Genomic DNA, 20,755 nt, shown 5'->3' with positions numbered 1-20,755 from the left:
AAGCGTGTGACTTCATTGGTGTGAGATTGGGGAGTTCGGCGTGTGGATCGATGAGACCGGCGGGGTTGAGCCCACCGACGCCACGACCTCCGACGGTGACCTGGAGATCACGGTCGACGGGCAGACCTACACGGCCGAAGAGAACATGGACCTCAACCACGACGGGGTCAACGAGACGGTCCGCCTCGACAACGCCGACGGCACGATCACCGCGTACGTCGACACCGACGACGACGGGCGCGCCGACCAGTACGTGCACACCGACACCGAGGGCAACGTCGTCGACCTGGCCCGCTACGACGAGACCACCGGCGACTGGGTCGCCGACCACGACTCCGAGGCGGGCGAGCCGGACGCCACCGAGACCGGCCGCGCCGGCGAGATCACGGCGGACATGTCCGACGGCACCGTCGAGGTCGGCCCGGCCACTGTGGACAGCGACAACGACGGCACCGCCGACAGCGCGGTCGTCACCGACGACCAGGGCAACACGCGTGTCTTCACCGACGTCGACGGCGACGGCCAGGCCGACGTCCAGACGATCATCGCGCCCGAGGGTGAGACGACCACGTACCAGCACACCGGCCCCGGCGAGTGGACCGAGACGACGAACGGTTTCACCGCCGAGGTGCCGCCGGACAGCGACCAGCTGTGGGGCGGCAGCGGCGCACAGGCAGTGGAAGGGGTCGCGAAGATCGACTCCGGCACCGGGCAGTGGATCTCCCAGAACTGACGGCCGCGGAACCGAACTTCCCTGAACTGACCGGTAACCACGGCGACATCAGGCCCCGATCGTCCCTCGCGGACGGCGGGGCCTGATCGCGTTTCCGGGCAAATCACCCACCCCCGGATATCGGCGAGATCACGCGCAAGCCGAAGAACTTTCTCCGCTACGCCGGTTCAGCGATATCTGAATCGATTCCCTGATCGTTCTTGTGAGAGAACCGACAGGTCAGGCCTCGGTTACCGGCCGTCCATCCGGCTACCCTCGGGGAATCCCAGTATTTCCAGCACACCGGTAGGGCAGCCGGTGTGCGAAGCCATTCGGTCGCCGGCGACGGAGCGCTTCCCCGGACCACGTTCCGGGCGGGCGTTCCTGCCGTCGAAGTCAGGAGAAGGAATGACTGCAGTAGCCATCCCGGGACTGGACAAGGCGCCGACGTCGCACAGCGGTGTGCTTGCGTGGGTACGGGAGGTCGCCGAGCTGACCACCCCTGACCGAGTGGTGTGGTGCGACGGCTCCGACGAGGAGGCCGAGCGCATCAACAACGAGCTGGTCGAGGCCGGCACGTTCGTCCCGTTGAAGGCGAAGCCGAACTCCTTCTGGGCCGCCTCGGACCCGAGCGACGTCGCGCGGGTCGAGGAGCGGACCTTCATCTGCTCCGAGAACGAAGAGGACGCCGGGCCGACCAACAACTGGATGCACCCGGACGAGATGCGCGCCACCATGACCGAGCTCTACCGGGGCTGCATGCGTGGCCGGACGATGTACGTCATCCCGTTCTGCATGGGCCCGCTCGGCGACGAGAACCCGAAGCTGGGCATCGAGGTCACCGACTTCGCCTACGTCGTGGCGTCAATGCGGGTGATGACCCGCATGGGCACCAAGGCGCTGGAGAAGTTCGTCACCGACGACGGCACCGAGCGCGAGTTCGTGCCCGCTCTGCACTCGGTCGGCAAGCCGCTGGAGCCGGGCGAGAAGGACGTCGCCTGGCCGTGCAACGACACCAAGTACATCTCGCACTTCCCGGAGAGCCGGACGATCTGGAGCTACGGCTCGGGCTACGGCGGCAACTCGCTGCTGGGCAAGAAGTGCTACTCGCTGCGCATCGCCTCCGTCATGGCCCGTGACGAAGGCTGGCTCGCCGAGCACATGCTGATCCTCAAGCTGATCTCGCCGGAGAACAAGGCCTACTACGTGGCGGCCGCGTTCCCGAGCGCGTGCGGCAAGACCAACCTCGCGATGCTGCAGCCGACCATCCCGGGCTGGCGCGCCGAGACCATCGGCGACGACATCGCGTGGATGCGGTTCGGCGAGGACGGCCGCCTGTACGCGATCAACCCCGAGTTCGGCCTGTTCGGCGTCGCGCCGGGCACCGGTGTGAAGACCAACCCGGTGGCGATGAAGACCATCGAGGCCGGCAACACCGTCTTCACCAACGTCGCGCTGACCGACGACGGCGACGTGTGGTGGGAGGGCATGACCAAGGAGGCGCCGGCGCACCTCACCGACTGGAAGGGCCGCGACTGGACCCCCGAGTCGGACGAGCCGGCCGCGCACCCGAACTCGCGCTTCTGCACCCCGATCGCGCAGGTCCCGACGCTCGCGCCGGAGTGGGACGACCCGAAGGGCGTGCCGATCTCGGCGATCCTGTTCGGCGGCCGCCGCGCCACCACCGTCCCGCTGGTGACCGAGGCCCGCGACTGGCAGCACGGCGTGTTCATGGGCGCCACCATGTCGTCGGAGAAGACCGCGGCCGCGGCGGGCAAGGTCGGCGAGGTGCGCCGCGACCCGATGGCGATGCTGCCGTTCCTCGGCTACCACGCCGGCGCGTACTTCCAGCACTGGCTGGACACCGGCAAGAACGCCGACGCCGCCAAGCTGCCGAAGATCTTCTACGTCAACTGGTTCCGCCGCGGTGACGACAAGCGGTTCCTGTGGCCGGGCTTCGGCGAGAACTCGCGCGTGCTCAAGTGGATCGTCGAGCGCCTCGAGGGCAAGGCCGGCGCGGTCGAGACCCCGGTCGGCCTGGTGCCGCGCGCCGAGGACCTCGACCTGGACGGCATCGCCGAGCCGATCGAGGACGTCCAGGAGTCGCTCGCGGTCAAGCCGGAGGAGTGGCGCCAGGAGATCCCGCTGATCGAGGAGTGGTTCGCCAAGATCGGCGACCGGGTGCCCTCCAGCCTGCACGACGAGCTGGCGGCCCTGAAGCAGCGCCTCGGCTGAGTTTTCCGCCGCGCGAACGGCCATCCCCGGTTCCGGCCGGGGGTGGCCGTTTCGTCGTTTTCGGCTCTATGGTCGGAACATGCTGGGGATGCGCTTCGGTGTGAACATGATGGAGCCCGGATCGCGGGCGGAGTTCGTGGACAAGGTGCGGCGGGCGGAGGAGCTGGGCTTCGACGTCGTGACCGTGGCCGATCACCTGGGGATGCCGGCGCCGTTTCCGGCGCTGGTGCTCGCCGCGGAGGCCACGTCGACGGTGCGGCTGGGCACGTTCGTGCTCAACGCGCCCTTCTACCACCCCGCCGTGCTGGCGCGGGACGTCGCGACGACCGACCAGTACAGCGGCGGGCGGCTGGAGCTGGGTCTCGGCGCGGGGTACGTGCGCGAGGAGTTCGAGGCGGCCGGGCTGCCGTGGCCGGGGCGCCGGGTCGACCACGTCGAGCGGACGGTCGTGGAGCTGCGCAAGCTGTTCGGCGACCCCGAGCACCAGCCGCGCCCGGCGCAGGACGGCGGGCCGCCGCTGATGCTGGGCGGCTGGGGCGACCGGATGCTGGCGCTGGCCGCGGAGTACGCGGACACGATCGCGCTGACCGGCGCGCCGACGGCGAAGGGCGGCGGACTGGTCGGCCTGGCCGGCGCGGACGCGTTCGCCGAGCGGGTGTCGTTCGTGCGGTCACGGCTGGGCGACCGCACGGCGGAGATCAACGTCCTGGTGCAGCTGGTCGTGGTGACCGACGACCGCCGCGCCGCACTGGCCGACCTCCAGCGGTTCGCGCCGGAGATGAGCGTCGACGCGATCGGTGAGCTGCCGACGCTGCTGGTCGGTTCGGTGCCGGAGATCGTCGCGCAGATCGAGCGCATGCGGGAGCAGTTCGGGATCACCTACGTGTCGGTGCTGGAACGCAGCCTGGACGCGTTCGCCCCGGTGCTGGAGCAGCTGAAGTAGCCGCGAGTTCCGTGCTGTCCACGTTCAGTGTCGCGGTCCCCCCAACCGCGCGCATCCACCGTCAACCGGTCGGTACGCCGGTGATCGCGTCGCGCAGGGCGTCCAGTGGGAGGCCGACCGCGTCCGCGAGTGCGACCACCGTGAAGAACGCAGGCGTCGGGATGCGGCCGGTCTCGATCTTGCGCAGCGTCTCGACCGAGACGCCGGCCTCCAGCGCCACCTCGGCCATGCTGCGGGAACCCCGCGCGGCTCGCAGTGCGGCACCGAGACGCTCGCCGCGTTCGCGTTCGGCTTCGGTCAGCGGGACTCGCACCATGTCCACAGTCTATCCGCCCACCTGTCCCCAGCCTGTGGACAACTCTGTGCACAGCCTGGGGACTACCGGAAGAAAGGGGGCGTGAAAACCGCCGGAACGGCAACTCTCCTGCTGTGTCGCACGTCTCACTCATACCAGTCGGAGAGGAGGCCGCCATGTTGCTGGCCGGCGGACTGATGTTCGTGTTGACCCTGGTCTACCTGGTGTTGTGCACCTGCACGGGCCGGTTCCGCGAACTGAAGGAAGAACTGAAGAACCCCGCCGAGAACGAGCCCGGCGGGGTCCTGAAGACCGAGAACTAGGCGGTCGGGTCGGGCAGCGGCATACCAGGCAGCGTCTGGTCCCGCGGCACCACCCCGTCCACGAGGAAGTCCTCCACAACCTTGTCCACCGCCGCGTTGCCCCCGGCGTAGATCCCGTGGTCACCCTCGCCGGTCACGGTGATCATCCGCGAGCCCTTGAACGCGCGGTGCGCGCGCTCGGCGCCCTCGATCGGCGTCGCCGGGTCGTGCGTCGACTGCACCATCAGCACCGGCGGGACGCCCCGCCCGTCCAGGACCGGCAGCGGCTCCGGCTTGTTGTTCCAGAAGATGCACGGCTGGATCAGCCACCCCCAGCCCAGCAGCGGGTACTGCGGCCCCAGCTGCGCCGACTGCCGCACCGCCGTGTTCCGGTTGCCGAACCACGGACCCTCGTTGCACGGGATCGTCCAGAAGCTCGCGTCGTAGGCGTCGTCGTAGTCGGTGGGCACCACCAGCGGCTGCGGGCCGACCGCGTCGGTGACCGCCTTCACTTGGTCCAGCAACGCGGTCTGCTGCTGGGCCGACGCGGTGCCCTGCGTCAGGTTCCGCACGTTGACCAGGTAGTCGGCCAGCTCCGGGAAGTACCGCTTGTTGTACAGCTCGGAGGCGATGAACGAGTCCAGCGCGTTGGCCGACAGCTTCGTCCCGTCGACCTCGACCGGGTTCTGCGTCAGGGCGTAGCGCACCTGCTCGTAGGTATGCCGGGCCATCTCCGCGGTCGTGCCGAAGTGGTACAGGCTGTCGTATTTCGCCATCCACGGCAGGAAGTCCTCCCGCCAGCGCCGCTCGAAGCCCAGCGGCTGCCAGTCGAACGACATCTGCCACGTCGTGGTGAACTCGGTGTTCGAGTCGAGCACGAACTTGCCGGTGCGGTCCGGGAAGGCCTGCGCGTAGTGCGCGCCCATCCAGGTGCCCGCCGAGTAGCCGACCCAGTTGATCTTCTGCCGCTTCAGCAGCACGCGCAGCAGGTCGAGGTCGTTGATCGTCTGCCGGGTGTTGATGAACGGCCCGAGGTCGCCGGACTTCACCTGGCACGAGTCGGCCGCGTACTCGGTGGCGTCCAGGATCAGCTTCAGGTTCTCCCGGCTGCGGTCCCGCGGGTCGAGGTCGCTGCCGGTGCCGATCGCGCCGCCGCAGGTGATGTTCGTGCTCTTGCCGGTGCCGCGCGGGTCGAACCCGATGATGTCCTGGTGCTCACGTACCCGCGTCTGGTTGCGCAGCCGCGCCGGGAACATCCGGCCGGGCGCGCCCGGGCCGCCCGGATTGACGAACGTGCTTTCCGTCGCCTCGCCGGTCGCCTTGAGCCTGCTGACCGCGATCGTCACGTCGATGCCCTGGTTCGGCGCCGACCAGTCCCGCGGCGAGAGGTAGGTGGCGCACTCGATGCCCTCGGCGCCGGGAGGCGGGGTCTGCCCCGACAGCTCGTCGGGCGTGCAGGTGTGCCAGTTCAACGTCTGGAGGGCGTAGCGATCCGGGATGCCGGCCGAGTTCAGTGCGGGCCCGGCCGGCGCCGCGATCGCTGGTGTGCCCGCCGCCAGCAGGGTGCCGGCCAGAGCCGGGATCACCACCGCCCAGCGCGTCCGTGTCATGCTCGCCCCTTCGTCACTAGCCGCAGCCGCGCGCATACCCCGCGGCGCGCCTATTCATATCGGCCGGGCCGGGGCCGGGCAACCTGCGTTCGTCGGGTGTTGCGCTGATCAAATCGATACTCGGGCACGCGTGACGGCGGGGAGGCCAGGACTTAAGGTCAACGCGGCCATTCCCCGTCCAAGTGAGGTCACATGTCTGGCAAAGCCGCCGGGAAGGTCACCGGGCTCCAGATCAGCCCGTGGAACCTGATCCTGCTGTTACCACTGCTGATGCTCGTCACGCCGTGGTTCAACTTCGACAAGCCGCGGTTGCTGGGACTGCCGTTCTTCTACTGGTACCAGTTCCTCTTCGTGTTCGTCGGTGTCGTATCCGTGGCGATCGTCTACGTGATGACCAAGGGGAAGCCGGTCGTGACGGGCAAGCCGGACCGGCTCGCCGCCGAAGAGCTGGACGAGGGTGAGAAGTGATGGCACTGGCGCAGGCGCCCGGCAGCGGGCTGCAGTGGGTGGAGCTGAGCGTTTTCGTCCTGCTGTTCCTGGTGGTCAGCGTGATGGGCTTCGTCGCGTCCCGGTGGCGCGCGGCGGCCTCGCTGGACCACCTCGACGAGTGGGGCCTCGGCGGCCGCAAGTTCGGCTCGTGGATCACCTGGTTCCTCGTCGGCGGTGACCTCTACACCGCCTACACCTTCGTGGCCGTGCCCGCGCTGGTGTTCGGCGCCGGCGCGCTGGGCTTCTACGCCCTGCCCTACACGGTGATCCTGTACCCGATCGTCTTCCTGCCCGCGCTGCGGATGTGGTCGGTGTCCCGCTCGCGCGGCTACGTGACGCCGGCCGACTTCGTGCGCGGCCGCTACGGCTCGCCGACGCTGGCGCTGCTGATCGCGATCACCGGCATCGTCGCGACCATGCCGTACATCGCGCTGCAGCTGGTCGGCCTGGAAGCGGTGCTGCGGACGATGGGCCTCAACGGCGGCGGCATCGCCGGTCACCTGCCGCTGCTGATCGCGTTCCTGGTGCTCGCGCTCTACACCTACCAGTCGGGCCTGCGCGCGCCCGCGCTGATCGCGTTCGTCAAGGACGGCCTGATCTACATCGTCATCCTGGTCGCGGTGTTCTACCTGCCGTCCAAGCTCGGCGGCTGGTCGCACATCTTCGACGTGAGCCAGCAGAAGCTGCAGACGCCGGACCCGAAGACGGGCAACCCGTCGGGCTCGATCCTGCTGACCGCGAACAACCAGCTGCAGTACGTCACCCTGGCGCTGGGTTCGGCGCTGGCGCTGTTCCTGTACCCGCACTCGCTCACCGGCGTGCTCGCCTCGCGCGGCCGCAGCGTGATCAAGCGGAACATGATCGCGCTGCCCGCGTACTCGCTGCTGCTGGGCCTGCTCGCGCTGCTCGGCTACGTCGCGCTGACCGCGGGCGTCAAGCCGATCACCAACGCGGCCACCGGCAACGCCGACTCCAACACCGTGGTGCCGGTGCTGTTCGACACGCAGTTCCCGTCGTGGTTCGCGGGCGTGGCGTTCGCCGCGATCGGCATCGGCGCGCTGGTGCCCGCGGCGATCATGTCCATCGCCGCGGCGAACCTGTGGACCCGCAACATCTACAAGGAGTACCTGAAGCGGGACGCCACGCCGGCGCAGGAGGCCAAGCAGGCCAAGCTGGCGTCGCTGGTCGTGAAGTTCGGGGCGGTCGCGTTCATCCTGTTCATCGACCCGCAGTTCTCGATCGACCTGCAGCTCATCGGCGGTGTCCTGATCCTGCAGACCCTGCCCGCGGTGGCGATCGCGCTGTACACGCGATGGCTGCACCGGTGGGGCCTGATCGCCGGCTGGATCGTCGGCATGGTGTGGGGCATCATCATGCTCTACGGCATCCCGAATCCGAAGACGGGCAAGGCGCACTTCGGCGGTTCCGCGCTCGCGCTGGACAAGCTGTCGATCTTCGGCTGGCACCCGTTCTCGGGCTCGATGGTCCAGATCTACCCCGGGTTCGTGGCGCTGATCGCGAACCTCGTGGTGGCCGTGATCGTCACGGTGATCGCCCGGAGCCTGAAGATCTTCAACGGCACCGACGACACCGAGGGCACCGACTACCACGCCGACGAGCACGACAAGGACCTGCGCCCCATCGGCGCCGCGCACTAGAAGGAGACCAACGTGGACAGCCGGTTCGGTGTCACGGAGCTGGAAGACCTGCCCGAGGACCTGCGGGAGCGCATCGGCGTGATCGCGGAGAAGTCGGGGTTCGTGCCGAACGTCTTCCGCGCGCTGGGGCACCGGCCGGCTGAACTGCGTGCCTTCCTCGACTACCACGACGCGCTCATGGAGCGCACCGACGGCCTGAGCAAGGCCGAGCGGGAGCTGGTCGTGGTGGCGACGTCGGGGGCGAACCACTGCACGTACTGCGTGGTCGCCCACGGCGCGATACTGCGGATCCGCGCGAAGGACCCGCAGCTGGCCGACCGGGTCGCCACCAACCCGTGGCAGGTCGAGCTGGACGAGCGGGGCCGCGCGATCGTCGACCTGGCGCTCGCGCTGGCCCGCAAGCCCGAACTGTTCGGGGAGGCCGACATCGAGGCCGCCCGCAAGGCCGGGCTGACCGAGGACGAGATCTGGGACGTCGGCGCGATCACCGCGTTGTTCGCGATGTCCAACCGGCTGGCGCACCTGACCGCGTTGCGGCCGAACCCCGAGTTCTACGCGATGGGCCGCGATCAGAAGCGGTAGAGCGACTCGTGCAGGTCGCGCTGGATCTCGTACTTGCGGAGCAGGCGGCCGAGCAGCCGGGCCCACCACTTCGCCGGGTGCCGGTAGGCGCGCACCCACAGCGGCGGGATGCGGTCCGGGACCCGCGGGTCGGCCTTCGGGCGGAACTTGTCGCCGGTGAGGACGACGGTCGGGTGCCCGCGCGGGCAGGCCGTGGTCACCGAGATGACGCCGGGCGTCAGGTTGTGCACCCACTCCACCTCGTCGATGCCCATCAGGGTCCGGGTGTCGCAGGTTTCGCAGTAGACGACGAACACGTGGTCACAACTCCCGCCGCCAGGTCTCGCCGACGAGGTCGTGCCCGAAGCTGTGGTGGGGTTGCGAGTCGACGAGTTCGAACCCCGCCCGCCGGTAGATGTGCCGCGCGGCGGCCAGGACGCTGTTGGTCCACAGCTCCATCGCGGTGTAGCCGTGTGCCCGCGCGAAGGCCAGGCACTCGTCCACCAGGCGCTTGCCGACGCCGCGGCCGCGGGCGTGCGGTTCGACGAGCAGCAGGCGCAGTTTCGCGGTCTTGTCGTCCGAGCCGCGGACGCAGAACACGGAGCCGACGCGCTCCCCGCCCAGCTCGGCGATCCACCCGGCCTCGCGGGCCGGGTCGTAGTGCTCGACGTAGTCGGCGATGATCCGGGCGACGAGGGCTTCGTACGTGGCGTCCCAGCCGTACTCCTGGGCGTAGACCGCGCCGTTGCGCTGCACGACCCAGCCGAAGTCGCCGGGCCGGGGCGGGCGCAGCACGAGCGCCGGGGCGGGTTCGCGCTCGCCGACGAGGTGGCGGATGGTGCGCATGGACGTGACCAGGCGGTGCTGGTCGTCGTCGGTGAGGCGGCTGAGCAGCTTGCCGATCTGTTCGATGGTGCGGTCCTCGAGGACCTGCTGCTCGGCGCGGCCGGCTTCGGTGAGCCGGACGAGCTGGCGGCGGCCGTCGGTCTCGTGGCGCTCACGGACCAGCAGGCCGCGGCTTTCCAGACGTCCGAGCAGGCGGCTGGCGTACCCGGGGTCCAGATCGAGGCGGCGCCGCAGCTCGGCGACCTCGGTGACGCCCTCCTGCGCGAGCTCGTAGAGCACGCGGGCCTCGCCGAGGGAGTAGTCGCTGCCGACGAGGCCTTCTTCGAGGACCCCGATGAGGCCGGTGTAGAGCCGGTTGAAGGCGCGGACCTGGGTGATGCGGTCGAGCAGTGGCGGGCTGTTCATTGACCACCTCAAGAAACTCGTTGACTGAGTCAAACAGTACTCGGGTGGAGGTGGGCCGCAAGTGGTTTTTCGAGGTGGGAGCCCGGGAATTGGAAAACCCCGTGATGCTGCCAGGTCGGGGGTCCGCCAGCATCACGGGGTCATCTGGGGTATCGCCACTTCCCCTGGTGGCGTTACAACCTGATCTATTTGTGGCCTAGCTCACGCGTCAGCGCAAGTTGGACTGACGCGCCTGGGCGATGGCGATCAGCTCCTGGCGGACCGTCACGGAACCGGCGGTGTCGATCGCGCGGCTCAGCGCCCGGCGGGTGCGCGCCTCGGCGCGGCGGGCTCGGAGCTTGGCGGCGATGTTGCTCATCGGTGTTCGCATCCCTCGTGCATCTCGGTGGCTGTGCTTCCAGTATGCACCTTTTTTCACAAGGTCGCCAACGATTATCCGGTGACCTAGGGCACTTGCCTACGAATCATCGGCAACAGCTCGATCTTGCGGAAGATCGCCATTTCTAGCTTCATCCCTAGAAAGCGGTAGAGACTGCCAGATGCGACTACGCAGATCGGCGCCGCGGATGACCTGGATCCGCCACGGCTCGAGCCGGAGCACGTGCAGCTCCGGGTCCGACGGCGACCGCCAGAACGCGCCGAGGTCGTACCCGGCGCCCCGCGGGCTGGTGTTGCGGTAGAGCCGCCACACGTGCGACTTCACGTCCACGTCGTCGACCCACTCGGCGACCGCCTCGACGGCGACCGAGTTGTTCCCCGGCTTCCAGTACGAGAACGAGGTGTGCGGGTTGCGGGCCAGGTGCGCGGCCTTGACCGGCGTCCGGTAGGTCGCCAGCCACCCGCGCGGCTGCCCGTCCACGTTCTCCCAGACCGGGATGAGGATCCGCGTGCGAGGCCGGTTCCGGGAGTCGACCGTGACCATCGTGGCGTACCCGATCGACCCGACGTAGGCGTTGAACTCGGCTTCGAGCTCGGCGAAGGAGGCGACGACGCGGCTCATCGGGCCACCCGCTTCCGCAACCCGGACGCGCTGATCACGGCGGCCACCGCGGCGGCCGCGATCGGCACCACCAGCGCGGACCGGTAGCCGTCGACCCCGCCGCTCGCCCCGGTGAGCACCGCCGTGCACGCCGCGAGCCCGAGCGCGGCGCCGAACTGGAAGGCCGTGTAGAGCAGGCCGCCGGCCAGCCCCTGCTCGTGCTCGGCGACCCCGTCGGTGGCGACGATCGTCAGCGGGCCGTAGGCGAGCGCGAACGCCACCCCGAGCACGATCATCGTCGGGAACATCGCCAGGTAGACGGTGTCCGTGGAGATCGGCAGGAACAGGGCGTAGGACACCACGGCGAGCACGAGACCGGCCACGATGACCTTCGCGTTGCCGAACCGCTCGACCAAGCGCGGGGTCAGGGTCGGCGCGAGCACGGCGTCCGCGCCGATCGCCAGCATCGCGAGGCTGGTCTCCAGCGCACTCCACCCACGCAGCTCCTGCAGGTACAGCACGGCGATGAACTGGAACCCGAAGAAGGCCGCGGCGAACAGCAGGCCCGCCAGGTTCGCGCGCACCAGCGCCCCGGACCGGAGCAGCCCCAGCCGGATCAACGGAGCCGCGGACCGGCGCTCGACCAGGACGAACACGGCCGCGAGCACGAGCCCGGCAGCGATGGTCGCGGTGGTCCAGCCCGCGGCGGAGTGCGCCGAGCGCTCGACACCCAGCACCAGCAGCACGATGGCGGCCGTGACGGTCACCGCGCCGAGCACGTCGACCCGCCGGTCCCGGGTGCGCTCCTGGGGAGTGGCGGGGATCAGCGCGGCCCCCAGCAGCAGGATGACCAGCGCGAGGGCGGCGGGCACGAACAGCACCAGCCGCCAGTTCACGGCACTGAGCAGCCCGCCGAGCACCAGGCCGAGCGAGAAACCGCCCGCGGCCGTCCCGGAGTAGACCAGCAGCGCCCGGTTGCGCTGCGGGCCCTCCTCGAAGCCGGTGGTGATGATCGACAGTCCGGCCGGGGTCATCACCGCGGCGGCGACACCCGCTACGAACCGCGCGGCGATGAGCAGCCAGCCCTCCCCGGCGAGCCCGCCGACGGCGGAGACGACCAGGAAGACGGCGAGCCAGATCAGGAACATCCGGCGCCTGCCGAACAGGTCCGCGGCCCGGCCGCCGGCGAGCATGAACCCGCCGTAGCCGAGCACGTAGGCGCTGACCACCCACTGCAGCTCGCCGGTGGACAGGCCGAGATCGGCGCGGATGGCGGGCAGCGCGACGTTCAGCATCGCGACGTCGATGCCCTCCAGGAAGATCGCGCCGCACAGGACGAACAGCGTTCCCCAGGTTCGTGGGGTGAAGCGCGGTGGCGCTCCGGCGGTGGTGGACACGAGATCCGCTCCCAAGGTTTCGATTGGTAACAGACGAATCTTGTGTGACCATGGACGACTGTGGAAGACGGCACTTCAAAGGCACTCGGTTACTGCACGGGAACCGAGGACGACGAGGTCATCCAGTGGGACACCCGCGCGGACTGCGACGTCCGGCGCATCCTCGACCGGATCGCGGACAAGTGGTCCCTGCTCGTGATCGCGCTGCTCGACCGCCGGACGATGCGGTTCTCCGAGCTGCGGCGGGCGATCGACGGGGTCAGCCAGCGGATGCTCACCGTGACGCTGCGGCACCTGGAGCGGGACGGGATCATCAGCCGGACGGTCTACCCGGTGGTGCCGCCGCGCGTCGACTACGAGCTGACCCCGCTGGGCATGTCGCTGCACCAGGTCATCAAGTCGCTGGTGACCTGGACCGAGGAGCACCAGCGGGAGATCGCCGCGGCGCACGAGGCCTACGACCGGCGGGTCGCCGAGGAGGAGCGGGAACTGCTTCAGTCCACGGCGCGGCTGAGCAGGTAGTGCCCGAAGTGCGGCACGGTGAAGGCGATGTGCCCGCGCTCCGCGGAGTACACCAGCCCCTTCTTCATCAGCGAGTCCCGCGCCGGGGACAGTGACGAGGGCTTGCGGCCCAGGTAGACCGCCACGTCGGAGGTGCCTGCGCTCTCGTCCCGGCCCTGGGTCAGCTCCGCCATCGCCCGCAGGTACTCGCGCTCGGCGGGCGTGGCGCGTTCGTAGCGGGAGCCGAAGAACCCGACCGCCAGTTCCTGCTCGGCCTCCGGCGCGGCGACCTGCACGTCCTGCACCGTGATCGGGTCGTCCGGCGCCGCGTCCCAGGCCGCTTTCGCGTAGGCCTGGATGAAGTACGGGTATCCGCCGGAGGCATCGAACAACGCGTCCAGCGCCTCGGGCTCGATGCCGGCGTCCTCCCGCTCGATCGGCGCCAGCACGGCCCGGTCGGCCTCTTCCCGGTTCAGTCGGTCGATGCGCACGTACCGGAACAGCCGCTCGGAGTAGGACTTCGACGCCGACAGCACCGCGGGCACGTGTGGCAGCCCCGCCCCGACCACCACCAGCGGCGCGCCCGACTGGGACAGCTCGTGGCACGCCGCGCACAGCGCCGACACGTCGTCCGGCTGCAGGTCCTGGATCTCGTCGATCAGCAGCGCCACGCCGGTGCCGACGTCCGCGGCCAGCTCGGCGACGTCGGTGAACAGCTCGACCAGGTCGATCTCGATGTCGCCGGAGTCGGCGCGGCCCTGCGCGGCGGGCACGTCGATGCCCGGCTGCCACCGGTCCCGCAGCTTCGCGTCCGCCTTGTTCGACCGCAGCGCGAACGCCTTCAGCACGCCGAGGACCTCTTCGACCCGGTCCGGCGCCCGGTGCCGCACCGCCAGGTCGCGGATCGCGCGGTGCAGCGCCGCCGACAGCGGCCGCCGCAGCTCCGCGTCCGGGCGCGCCTCGATCTTGCCCGCGCCCCACTTGTGCTTCACGGCCATCGACCGCAGCTCGCCGAGCAGCACGGTCTTGCCGACGCCCCGCAGGCCGGTCAGCACGAGACTGCGTTCCGGGCGGCCACGGGCGACCCGCTGCAGCACCACCTCGAACGCGGTCAGCTCGCGTTCACGGCCCGCCAGCTCCGGCGGCCGCTGTCCCGCGCCCGGCGCGAACGGGTTGCGGATCGGGTCCACTCTGCCAACGTATCGGCGCGTCTAGCGCGACCCCGATATTTGTGGAGATTCCGCTACCGGCGTGTCGCTACCTTTTTATAGGGATATCTAGCGTGCGAACTAGAAAACGTTAGGGATGAACAGACGCGGGAATGGGTAGATCCTCGACGTGACATGTCGCATCCGAGGAAGGCGAGGATCGTGATCTTGCGTCGACTGGCCCGCCCCATGCTGGCGAGCATCTTCATCTACGGCGGCATCAACGCCCTGAAGCAGGCCGAGGGGCACGCGGAGGCGGCCAAACCCGTGCTCGACAAGGTCGGCGAGCAGCAGGACAAGCTGCCCGACGCGCTCCCGACCGACCCGGTGAGCCTGGTCAAGATCGACGCGGGGGTGAAGATCGCGGCCGGGACCCTGTTCGCGCTCGGCAAGTTCCCGCGGCTGTCCGCGCTGGCGCTGGTCGGCAGCCTGGTCCCGACGACCGTCGCCGGCCACCCGTTCTGGGAGGCCAAGGACCCGCAGCAGAAGCAGGACCAGCTGATCCACCTGCTCAAGAACGCCGGACTGGCCGGTGGCCTGCTGATCGCGGCCGCCGACACCGAGGGCAAGCCGTCGCTGGGCTGGCGCGCCCGCCGCGCCGCCGACAAGGCGAGCAAGCAGGCCCACAAGGCGACCGAGAGGGCGAGCAAGCAGGCGCACAAGGCGTCGAAGCAGATCCAGTCGACGGCCGCGTCCGCCCGCGACGTCCTGCCGGTCTAACCGAGCAGGCGGATCACCAGGTCCCGGCGGCTGCGCACGCCGACCTTGTCGAACACGGCCTTGAGGTGGTCTTGCACGGTGTGCGCGGAGATGTGCAGCCGGTCGCTGATCGCGCGGGTCGGCAGGCCACGCAGGACGAGCGTGGCGACGTCGGCCTCGCGCGTGGTCAGCCCGTGCGCGGCCAGCACCAGCGGAGCCGCCGCGCGCGCGTCGGCCGGTTCGACGACGACGGCCAGCTGCCGGGTGCCGGTGAGCCGCGAGGCGTGCAGCGTGAGCCATGAGCCGTCGGCGCCACGCACCCGGACACTCGGCACCGCGCTACCGGACCGCAGCGCGGCGGCGACCGCGTACACCGGCAGGGGCAGCGGAACGCCAGGCGGGAGCAGGGACAACAGGTGCTCGGCGTCGGGGGTGAGCGAGACGAGCCGCAGGTCGTCGGTCAGCAGCACCACGCCCGGCCGGTGGTCCGCGGCGGCCGGGCCGTCCACGAGAGCCGCGGTGCGGATGGCGTGCGCGAGATGAGGGGCGAGACGGGCGAGCGCGGTCTTCTCGGTCGCGGTGAAGCCGGGCAGGCCGTCCTCGCGGTGCAGGCAGAGGTAGCCCCAGCAGCGGCCGCCGGTCACGAGCGCCGCGCGCATCTCGTCGCCGAGCCCGAGCGGGCGCATGATCTCGCGGTAGCGCTCGCTGGCCCAGCGGTCCCGCCCGGTGGCGCCGTCCAGGGTCGCGACCGGCCTGCCGGAGGTGACCAGCCCGGCGAAGGTGTTCACGTCGCCGCCGCCGAACTCGTTGTCCAGGAACAACGGCGCCGCGGTGTCCAGCGGCGGGTCCGGCCAGGCGCCGGTGAACAGCAGCGTCTCCGGATCGGCGGTCGCGAAGAACGTCGCGTCCGAGGGCACCACGCGGCGCAGGGCCCGCAGCACCTCCCGCCGGACGCCGGTGGTGTCCAGGCCGCTGTGCGACAGGCGGATCACGTCGTGCTCGGCGCGGACCGCACTGGGCGATCGCCGCATGCGCCCAGTGTGCGCCCCCGCCGTGCCCCGCGGAAATCCCAGACGCGTGGGATGGTCCCGGGGTCATCGCCGCCGCAGCATCACCGCATGACCACTGACCAGCTCAGCAGCAACAAGCAACTCGTCGAGGACTTCATCCAGGACCTGTTCACCAAGGGCGACCTCGGCGCCGTCGACCGCTACCTCGACCCCGCGTTCGTCAACCACGACCCGCCGTTCCCGGGCATCCCGGACGGGCCCGACGGCATGCGCCAGGCCGCCGCGACGATGCGCCAGGCCATGCCCGACTGGCGCAGCGAAGTCGAGCGGCTCGTCGCCGAAGACGACATCGTCGTGGAGGTGTTCACCGCCCGCGGCACCCACCAGGGCGAGCTGATGGGCGTGCCGGGCACCGGCCGCACGATCACCCTGCGGGGCATCAACGTCTTCCGCGTGCAGGGCGATCGCATCGTCGAGCGCTGGGGCAGGCTCGACCAGCTCGGCCTGCTCCAGCAGCTCGGGCTCGTGCCATGACAATCGGCCTGCGTTGCGGTGCGGGTGGCGGAACCTCAGACTCCCGCCCGTCACCCACCACCACCCTCAACCGACGCGCTCCGCGCGGCTGAGCCAACTCAGAACCCGCGGCGGTGCCGGCTGCTGGCCCACAGCAACCGGCTCCGCCGCTCAAAACCTCTGTTCACTTCTCCAGGATCGCCGTGATGCCCTGGCCACCCGCGGCGCAGATCGAGATCAGGCCCCGCCCGGAGCCCTTCTCGTGCAGCAGCTTCGCCAGCGTCGCCACGATGCGGCCGCCCGTCGCCGCGAAGGGGTGGCCCGCGGCCAGCGACGAGCCGTTCACGTTCAGCTTCGACCGGTCGATCGGCCCGAGCGGCGCGTCCAGCCCGAGCTTCTCCTTGGCGAACGCCGGGCTCTCCCACGCCTTCAACGTCGCGAGCACCTGGGAGGCGAACGCCTCGTGGATCTCGTAGAAGTCGAAGTCCTGCAGCGTCAGGCCGGCCTTCGCCAGCATCCGCGGCACCGCGTACGCCGGGGCCATCAGCAGGCCCTCGCCGCCGTGCACGTAGTCCACCGCCGCGGTCTCCGAGAACGTCAGGTACGCCAGGACCGGCAGCTTCCGAGCGGCGGCCCACTCCTCGGTGGCCAGCAGGACCGTCGACGCGCCGTCGGTCAGCGGGGTCGAGTTGCCCGCGGTCATCGTGCCGTCCGGGCCGCCGAACACCGGCTTGAGCTTGGCCAGCTTCTCCGCGGTCGAGTCCGGCCGCAGGTTCTGGTCGCGGGACAGGCCGAGGTACGGCGTCACCAGGTCGTCGAAGAACCCGCGCTCGTACGCCGCGGCGAGGCGCTGGTGGCTGGTCGCGGCGAGGACGTCCTGCTCCTCGCGCGAGATCTCCCACTCCTTGGCCGTCAGCGACGCGTGCTCGCCCATCGACAGCCCGGTGCGCGGCTCGGCGTTGCGCGGGATCTCCGGCACGATCTGGCCGGGCCGCAGCTTGGTCAGCAGCTTGAGCCGCTGGCCCACGGTCTTCGCGGAGTTGAGCTGCACCAGGATGCGGCGCAGGTCGTCGTTCACCGCCAGCGGGGCGTCGGAGGTGGTGTCCACGCCGCCGGCGATCGCCGAGTCGATCTGGCCGAGCGCGATCTTGTTCGCGACGTTGACGATCGCCTGCAACCCGGTGCCGCACGCCATCTGGACGTCCGCGGCCGGGGTCTCCGGCGAGAGCTTGCTGCCCAGCACGCTCTCCCGGGCCAGGTTGAAGTCCCGCGCGTGCTTGAGCACGGCGCCCGCGGCTACCTCACCGATGCGCTCGCCCTGCAGCGCGAAGCGGCTCACCAGGCCGTCCAGCGCGGCGGTGAGCATGTCCTGGTTGGACGCGTTGGCGTAGCGGCCGTTCGACCGCGCGAACGGGATGCGGTTGCCGCCCACGATGGCGACGCGACGAACGTCCATCAATTCCTCCCACTGCGGTGGTGAGCCTCGGATGACAGTGTAACCTACTCACGAGTAGGTAAGCTCGGTAAGGAGGCACGTGATGGCCGACCGGTATCAGCAGTTCACCAAGACGCCGATCGGGAAGTTCCTGGTGCCCAAGCTCGGGCTGCCCAACCCGCCGGTGCTGCGTCGCTACCGCCCCGGACAGCCCGCCCTCGATGGTCCCGCACTTTTCGGCGCCGCGCCCGGTGGGCGGCTCGAAAAGACCGTGCAGAACCAGCTCGCGGCGGCCGGCATCACGGTGCTGACCGAGCCCGCGGGCGGTGACCAGCGCTACGGCGGCCTGGTGTTCGACGCCACCGGCATCACCGACCCGGCGCAGCTGCGCGAGGTGTACCTGTTCTTCCACCCGGTGATCCGCAAGATCGGCTACTGCGGCCGGGTCGTCGTGCTCGGCACCCCGCCGGAGCTGGCCGACGGCCGGGAGCGGATCGCTCAGCGCGCGCTCGAAGGGTTCGTCCGCTCGGTCGGCAAGGAGCTCAAGCGTGGCGCGACCGCCCAGCTCGTCTACGTCGCGCCCGGCGCCGAGGAGGCCGCCGAGTCGACGCTGCGGTTCGTGCTGTCGGCCAAGTCGGCGTTCGTGGACGCCCAGGTGATCCGCGTCGGCGCCACCGGCACGCCGTCGGTGCCCGCGATCGAGAACTGGGAGAAGCCGCTCGACGGCAAGGTCGCCCTGGTCACCGGCGCCTCCCGGGGCATCGGCGCGGCGATCGCCGAGGTGCTCGCCCGCGACGGCGCGCACGTGGTCGGCCTAGACATCCCGGCGCAGGGCGGCGAGCTGTCCGAGGTCGCCAACAAGGTCGGCGGCTCCGCGCTGCAGATGGACATCACCGCGGCGGACGCGCCGGACAAGCTGGCCGCCTACCTCAAGGAGCGGCACGGCGGGGTCGACATCGTCGTGCACAACGCCGGCATCACGCGCGACAAGACGCTCGGCAACCTCACCGAGGGCGCCTGGGACGCGGTGATCACCGTGAACCTGGCCGCGCAGCTGGCGGTCAACGACAAGCTGCTGAGCGAGAAGGTGCTCCGCGAGAACGGCCGCATCATCGGCGTTTCGTCGATCGCCGGCATCGCGGGCAACGTGGGCCAGACCAACTACGGCACCAGCAAGGCCGGCGTGATCGGCATGGTGCAGGACGGCGCACCGAAGCTCGCCGAGTACGGCGCCACCATCAACGCCGTCGCGCCCGGCTTCATCGAGACGAAGATGACCGCGGCGGTCCCGCTGTTCATCCGCGAGGCCGGGCGGCGGCTGTCCAGCCTCGGCCAGGGCGGGCTGCCGGTGGACGTCGCCGAGACGATCGCCTGGTACGCCAACCCCGCGTCGGCCGCGGTGAACGGCAACGTGGTCCGCGTGTGCGGCCAGGCTCTGCTGGGGGCGTGATGGGCACGAAGGAACTCCGCGAGGCACCGAAGCTGGCGCCGTTGTACGCCAAGGCGTTGCTGCCGCACAGCGGTGGCGGCGGCCTGCCGGACACCGAGTACGTGCGCGCGGGCGTTGAGTTCGACCCGGCGCACGTGGCGGCCTACAACCAGGTCTGCGGGTTCCGGCTGGGCGACGAACTGCCGGTGACCTACCCGCACATGCTCGCGTTCCCGCTGCAGATGGCGCTGATGACGCAGCCGGACTTCCCGTTCCCGCTGCTGGGCATGGTGCACGTCGCCAACCGCATCACGCAGCGCCGCCCGGTGCGGCTGACCGACACCGGCACGGTCCGGGTGCGCGCGGAGAACCTGCGGCCACACGAAAAGGGCCGCCAGTTCGACGTGATCAGCGAGTTCACCACCGCCGACGGTCCGATTTGGACGGAGGTGAGCACGTACCTGCGGCGCGGCGGCGGTGAGGGCGGCGGGAAGCGCGAGCAGCTCGCGGCGCCCGCGCCGAAGGCGATCTGGCGGGTGCCCGCCGACATCGGCCGCCGCTACGCCGAGGTCTCCGGCGACCGCAACCCGATCCACCTGCACCCGCTGACCGCGAAGCTGTTCGGGTTCCCGTCGGCGATCGCGCACGGCATGTGGACGAAGGCGCGCGTGCTGGCCGCGTTCGAGGGCAGGCTGCCGGACGCCTACACGGTCGACGTGAAGTTCAAGCTGCCCGTGCTGCTGCCGGCGAAGGTCGCGTTCACGTCGTGGCAGACGGGCGACGGGTGGGCGTTCGAGCTGTGGGCGGCGAAGAAGCCGAAGCCGCACCTGGAGGGGACGATCACTCCTCCGGACGCCACACCGAACCCTCGATGAGGTCGTTGAACCCCAGCCACACCAGGTTCATCAGCCAGGACGCGAGCACGCCGTCCGACACCTCGGAGTGATCGAGCCACCAGTCGGCCAGTGATTCGGCGGCTCCGACGAGCGCCACGGCGAGGGCCGGGCCGGAGAACTCGGCCCGGTCCCCCAGGCCCTTCTTCATGCCCGCGGTGACCACGAGCGCGGTGACCACCTCGATGGCGCGCGAGCGCAGCATGGTGATCTCGTCGGCGAACCGGCCGCCGACGGTCAGGGCCTGGCGGTGCAGCACCGTCCAGGAGTCCCGGTACTCGGCGACGAAGCGGTAGAACGACCGCAGCCCGTGCCACAGCTGCATGTCCGGCGGCAGTTCCGAGCGCAGTCCGTCGCGGACCGCCTCCAGCAGGCGGCCTGCCTCGCGGCGGATGCACTTGGCGAACAGGTCTTCCTTGGCGCCGAGGTAGGAGTAGATCATCGGCTTGGAGACGCCGGCGACCTCGGAGATCTCGTCCATCGACGCGGAGTGGTAGCCGTGCCGGGAGAACACCTCCACGGCGGCGTCCAGGATCTGCCGTTCTCGCACGGCTCTGGGCAACCGCCGCGAGCGCGGGGTCTTCACGTCTTCCGTCACGCTGACCTCCTTCACGCCGAAACGCTACCTCCTCACC

The 20,755-nt window shown here is 70.1% G+C and carries 23 protein-coding genes; 12 read left to right on the top strand and 11 right to left on the bottom strand.

Annotation, left to right across the window (positions count from 1 at the left end; translation table 11 throughout):
* The first annotated feature begins 40 nt into the window (after positions 1 to 40).
* From AMY39116_RS0335080 to AMY39116_RS0335070, 3 genes are all read left to right on the top strand, one after another.
* Positions 41 to 733 (top strand): DUF6802 family protein, encoded by a 693-nt coding sequence (locus AMY39116_RS0335080; RefSeq protein WP_020422266.1) that lies wholly within the window; start codon positions 41 to 43, stop codon positions 731 to 733.
* Positions 734 to 1,120: 387 nt separating this feature from the next.
* Positions 1,121 to 2,947 carry a phosphoenolpyruvate carboxykinase (GTP) gene (locus AMY39116_RS0335075; protein WP_027936490.1) on the top strand — a complete coding sequence of 609 codons (1,827 nt, stop codon included), beginning with the start codon at positions 1,121 to 1,123 and terminating at the stop codon, positions 2,945 to 2,947.
* A gap of 79 nt (positions 2,948 to 3,026) precedes the next feature.
* Positions 3,027 to 3,890 (top strand): LLM class F420-dependent oxidoreductase, encoded by an 864-nt coding sequence (locus AMY39116_RS0335070; RefSeq protein ID WP_020422264.1) that lies wholly within the window; start codon positions 3,027 to 3,029, stop codon positions 3,888 to 3,890.
* 61 nt (positions 3,891 to 3,951) lie between these two features.
* On the opposite strand, the gene AMY39116_RS0335065 is transcribed toward AMY39116_RS0335070, so the two are convergent.
* Positions 3,952 to 4,206, bottom strand: coding sequence for a helix-turn-helix domain-containing protein (locus AMY39116_RS0335065; RefSeq protein ID WP_020422263.1), 255 nt, complete (start codon positions 4,204 to 4,206; stop codon positions 3,952 to 3,954).
* Between the two features lie 155 nt (positions 4,207 to 4,361).
* Here AMY39116_RS0335065 and AMY39116_RS46895 point away from each other — a divergent pair, with 155 nt between their 5' ends.
* On the top strand, positions 4,362 to 4,508 hold the full coding sequence (locus AMY39116_RS46895) for a hypothetical protein (RefSeq protein ID WP_020422262.1): 147 nt from the start codon (positions 4,362 to 4,364) through the stop codon (positions 4,506 to 4,508).
* Here AMY39116_RS46895 and AMY39116_RS0335055 read toward each other — a convergent pair.
* Positions 4,505 to 6,097 (bottom strand): alpha/beta hydrolase, encoded by a 1,593-nt coding sequence (locus AMY39116_RS0335055; RefSeq protein WP_020422261.1) that lies wholly within the window; start codon positions 6,095 to 6,097, stop codon positions 4,505 to 4,507. The two genes, AMY39116_RS46895 and AMY39116_RS0335055, sit on opposite strands and share 4 nt — an antisense overlap.
* 192 nt (positions 6,098 to 6,289) lie before the next feature.
* Here AMY39116_RS0335055 and AMY39116_RS0335050 point away from each other — a divergent pair, with 192 nt between their 5' ends.
* The 3 genes from AMY39116_RS0335050 to AMY39116_RS0335040 are packed head-to-tail and all read left to right on the top strand — an operon-like array spanning position 6,290 to position 8,826.
* Positions 6,290 to 6,565, top strand: a complete 276-nt coding sequence (locus AMY39116_RS0335050) for a DUF3311 domain-containing protein (RefSeq protein ID WP_020422260.1) — start codon at positions 6,290 to 6,292, stop codon at positions 6,563 to 6,565.
* Complete coding sequence (gene mctP, locus AMY39116_RS0335045; RefSeq protein ID WP_020422259.1) at positions 6,565 to 8,244, top strand: monocarboxylate uptake permease MctP; 1,680 nt, start codon at positions 6,565 to 6,567, stop codon at positions 8,242 to 8,244. Before AMY39116_RS0335050 ends, mctP begins: the two co-directional genes overlap by 1 nt.
* Before the next feature lie 12 nt (positions 8,245 to 8,256).
* A complete protein-coding gene (locus AMY39116_RS0335040) occupies positions 8,257 to 8,826 on the top strand; it encodes a peroxidase-related enzyme (protein WP_020422258.1) in 570 nt (189 codons plus the stop codon).
* Here the strand turns inward: AMY39116_RS0335040 and AMY39116_RS0335035 are convergent.
* The 5 genes from AMY39116_RS0335035 to AMY39116_RS0335015 form a co-directional block, all read right to left on the bottom strand.
* The gene (locus AMY39116_RS0335035; RefSeq protein WP_020422257.1) at positions 8,814 to 9,122 is read right to left on the bottom strand and encodes a hypothetical protein; all 309 of its coding nucleotides are present in this window, start codon (positions 9,120 to 9,122) and stop codon (positions 8,814 to 8,816) included. The genes AMY39116_RS0335040 and AMY39116_RS0335035 overlap by 13 nt on opposite strands.
* A gap of 4 nt (positions 9,123 to 9,126) precedes the next feature.
* Complete coding sequence (locus tag AMY39116_RS0335030) at positions 9,127 to 10,056, bottom strand: bifunctional helix-turn-helix transcriptional regulator/GNAT family N-acetyltransferase (RefSeq protein WP_020422256.1); 930 nt, start codon at positions 10,054 to 10,056, stop codon at positions 9,127 to 9,129.
* Between the two features lie 208 nt (positions 10,057 to 10,264).
* Positions 10,265 to 10,414, bottom strand: a complete 150-nt coding sequence (locus tag AMY39116_RS46890) for a hypothetical protein (protein WP_017985832.1) — start codon at positions 10,412 to 10,414, stop codon at positions 10,265 to 10,267.
* Positions 10,415 to 10,513: 99 nt separating this feature from the next.
* Positions 10,514 to 11,056 (bottom strand): pyridoxamine 5'-phosphate oxidase family protein, encoded by a 543-nt coding sequence (locus tag AMY39116_RS0335020; RefSeq protein WP_020422255.1) that lies wholly within the window; start codon positions 11,054 to 11,056, stop codon positions 10,514 to 10,516.
* Positions 11,053 to 12,432 carry an MFS transporter gene (locus AMY39116_RS0335015; protein WP_020422254.1) on the bottom strand — a complete coding sequence of 460 codons (1,380 nt, stop codon included), beginning with the start codon at positions 12,430 to 12,432 and terminating at the stop codon, positions 11,053 to 11,055. Before AMY39116_RS0335015 ends, AMY39116_RS0335020 begins: the two co-directional genes overlap by 4 nt.
* A gap of 60 nt (positions 12,433 to 12,492) precedes the next feature.
* Between AMY39116_RS0335015 and AMY39116_RS0335010 the strand changes: the two genes are divergently transcribed.
* Positions 12,493 to 12,954, top strand: a complete 462-nt coding sequence (locus AMY39116_RS0335010) for a helix-turn-helix domain-containing protein (protein ID WP_020422253.1) — start codon at positions 12,493 to 12,495, stop codon at positions 12,952 to 12,954.
* Here AMY39116_RS0335010 and AMY39116_RS0335005 read toward each other — a convergent pair.
* Positions 12,927 to 14,123 carry an ATP-binding protein gene (locus AMY39116_RS0335005; RefSeq protein WP_020422252.1) on the bottom strand — a complete coding sequence of 399 codons (1,197 nt, stop codon included), beginning with the start codon at positions 14,121 to 14,123 and terminating at the stop codon, positions 12,927 to 12,929. The two genes, AMY39116_RS0335010 and AMY39116_RS0335005, sit on opposite strands and share 28 nt — an antisense overlap.
* A 207-nt stretch (positions 14,124 to 14,330) precedes the next feature.
* On the opposite strand from AMY39116_RS0335005, the gene AMY39116_RS0335000 reads away from it, so the two are divergent.
* The gene (locus AMY39116_RS0335000; protein WP_020422251.1) at positions 14,331 to 14,861 is read left to right on the top strand and encodes a DoxX family protein; all 531 of its coding nucleotides are present in this window, start codon (positions 14,331 to 14,333) and stop codon (positions 14,859 to 14,861) included.
* On the opposite strand, the gene AMY39116_RS0334995 is transcribed toward AMY39116_RS0335000, so the two are convergent.
* Positions 14,858 to 15,871 carry a LuxR C-terminal-related transcriptional regulator gene (locus tag AMY39116_RS0334995; protein WP_051123656.1) on the bottom strand — a complete coding sequence of 338 codons (1,014 nt, stop codon included), beginning with the start codon at positions 15,869 to 15,871 and terminating at the stop codon, positions 14,858 to 14,860. The genes AMY39116_RS0335000 and AMY39116_RS0334995 overlap by 4 nt on opposite strands.
* 87 nt (positions 15,872 to 15,958) lie before the next feature.
* Here AMY39116_RS0334995 and AMY39116_RS0334990 point away from each other — a divergent pair, with 87 nt between their 5' ends.
* Positions 15,959 to 16,384, top strand: a complete 426-nt coding sequence (locus AMY39116_RS0334990; protein ID WP_020422249.1) for an ester cyclase — start codon at positions 15,959 to 15,961, stop codon at positions 16,382 to 16,384.
* A 163-nt stretch (positions 16,385 to 16,547) separates the two neighbouring features.
* Here the strand turns inward: AMY39116_RS0334990 and AMY39116_RS0334985 are convergent, their stop codons facing one another.
* Complete coding sequence (locus AMY39116_RS0334985) at positions 16,548 to 17,819, bottom strand: acetyl-CoA C-acetyltransferase (RefSeq protein WP_020422248.1); 1,272 nt, start codon at positions 17,817 to 17,819, stop codon at positions 16,548 to 16,550.
* A gap of 82 nt (positions 17,820 to 17,901) precedes the next feature.
* On the opposite strand from AMY39116_RS0334985, the gene AMY39116_RS0334980 reads away from it, so the two are divergent.
* Positions 17,902 to 19,248 (top strand): 3-oxoacyl-ACP reductase, encoded by a 1,347-nt coding sequence (locus tag AMY39116_RS0334980; RefSeq protein ID WP_020422247.1) that lies wholly within the window; start codon positions 17,902 to 17,904, stop codon positions 19,246 to 19,248.
* A complete protein-coding gene (locus tag AMY39116_RS0334975) occupies positions 19,248 to 20,102 on the top strand; it encodes a MaoC/PaaZ C-terminal domain-containing protein (protein ID WP_027936489.1) in 855 nt (284 codons plus the stop codon). Before AMY39116_RS0334980 ends, AMY39116_RS0334975 begins: the two co-directional genes overlap by 1 nt.
* Here AMY39116_RS0334975 and AMY39116_RS0334970 read toward each other — a convergent pair.
* Entirely contained in the window at positions 20,068 to 20,733 is a 666-nt protein-coding gene (locus AMY39116_RS0334970; protein WP_020422245.1) for a TetR/AcrR family transcriptional regulator, read from the bottom strand. The two genes, AMY39116_RS0334975 and AMY39116_RS0334970, sit on opposite strands and share 35 nt — an antisense overlap.
* Positions 20,734 to 20,755: the final 22 nt, after the last annotated feature.

The sequence above is a fragment of the Amycolatopsis sp. ATCC 39116 genome (assembly GCF_000231075.2).
Lineage (GTDB): Bacteria > Actinomycetota > Actinomycetes > Mycobacteriales > Pseudonocardiaceae > Amycolatopsis_E > Amycolatopsis_E tucumanensis.
The sequence above is the reverse complement of the archived record's forward strand: the minus strand, read 5'-3'. Positions and strand labels throughout refer to the sequence as shown.

What these genes read in the sequence shown, in the direction of transcription:
- AMY39116_RS0335030 (WP_020422256.1), bottom strand. Translation starts at nt 10,056, where the DNA reads ATGAACAGCCCGCCACTGCTCGACCGCATCACCCAGGTCCGCGCCTTC.
- mctP (WP_020422259.1), top strand. Translation starts at nt 6,565, where the DNA reads ATGGCACTGGCGCAGGCGCCCGGCAGCGGGCTGCAGTGGGTGGAGCTG.
- AMY39116_RS0335000 (WP_020422251.1), top strand. Translation starts at nt 14,331, where the DNA reads ATGCTGGCGAGCATCTTCATCTACGGCGGCATCAACGCCCTGAAGCAG.
- AMY39116_RS46890 (WP_017985832.1), bottom strand. Translation starts at nt 10,414, where the DNA reads ATGAGCAACATCGCCGCCAAGCTCCGAGCCCGCCGCGCCGAGGCGCGC.
- AMY39116_RS0334985 (WP_020422248.1), bottom strand. Translation starts at nt 17,819, where the DNA reads ATGGACGTTCGTCGCGTCGCCATCGTGGGCGGCAACCGCATCCCGTTC.
- AMY39116_RS46895 (WP_020422262.1), top strand. Translation starts at nt 4,362, where the DNA reads ATGTTGCTGGCCGGCGGACTGATGTTCGTGTTGACCCTGGTCTACCTG.
- AMY39116_RS0335070 (WP_020422264.1), top strand. Translation starts at nt 3,027, where the DNA reads ATGCTGGGGATGCGCTTCGGTGTGAACATGATGGAGCCCGGATCGCGG.
- AMY39116_RS0334975 (WP_027936489.1), top strand. Translation starts at nt 19,248, where the DNA reads ATGGGCACGAAGGAACTCCGCGAGGCACCGAAGCTGGCGCCGTTGTAC.
- AMY39116_RS0335050 (WP_020422260.1), top strand. Translation starts at nt 6,290, where the DNA reads ATGTCTGGCAAAGCCGCCGGGAAGGTCACCGGGCTCCAGATCAGCCCG.
- AMY39116_RS0335065 (WP_020422263.1), bottom strand. Translation starts at nt 4,206, where the DNA reads ATGGTGCGAGTCCCGCTGACCGAAGCCGAACGCGAACGCGGCGAGCGT.
- AMY39116_RS0334980 (WP_020422247.1), top strand. Translation starts at nt 17,902, where the DNA reads ATGGCCGACCGGTATCAGCAGTTCACCAAGACGCCGATCGGGAAGTTC.
- AMY39116_RS0335055 (WP_020422261.1), bottom strand. Translation starts at nt 6,097, where the DNA reads ATGACACGGACGCGCTGGGCGGTGGTGATCCCGGCTCTGGCCGGCACC.
- AMY39116_RS0335075 (WP_027936490.1), top strand. Translation starts at nt 1,121, where the DNA reads ATGACTGCAGTAGCCATCCCGGGACTGGACAAGGCGCCGACGTCGCAC.
- AMY39116_RS0334990 (WP_020422249.1), top strand. Translation starts at nt 15,959, where the DNA reads ATGACCACTGACCAGCTCAGCAGCAACAAGCAACTCGTCGAGGACTTC.
- AMY39116_RS0335020 (WP_020422255.1), bottom strand. Translation starts at nt 11,056, where the DNA reads ATGAGCCGCGTCGTCGCCTCCTTCGCCGAGCTCGAAGCCGAGTTCAAC.
- AMY39116_RS0334995 (WP_051123656.1), bottom strand. Translation starts at nt 15,871, where the DNA reads ATGCGGCGATCGCCCAGTGCGGTCCGCGCCGAGCACGACGTGATCCGC.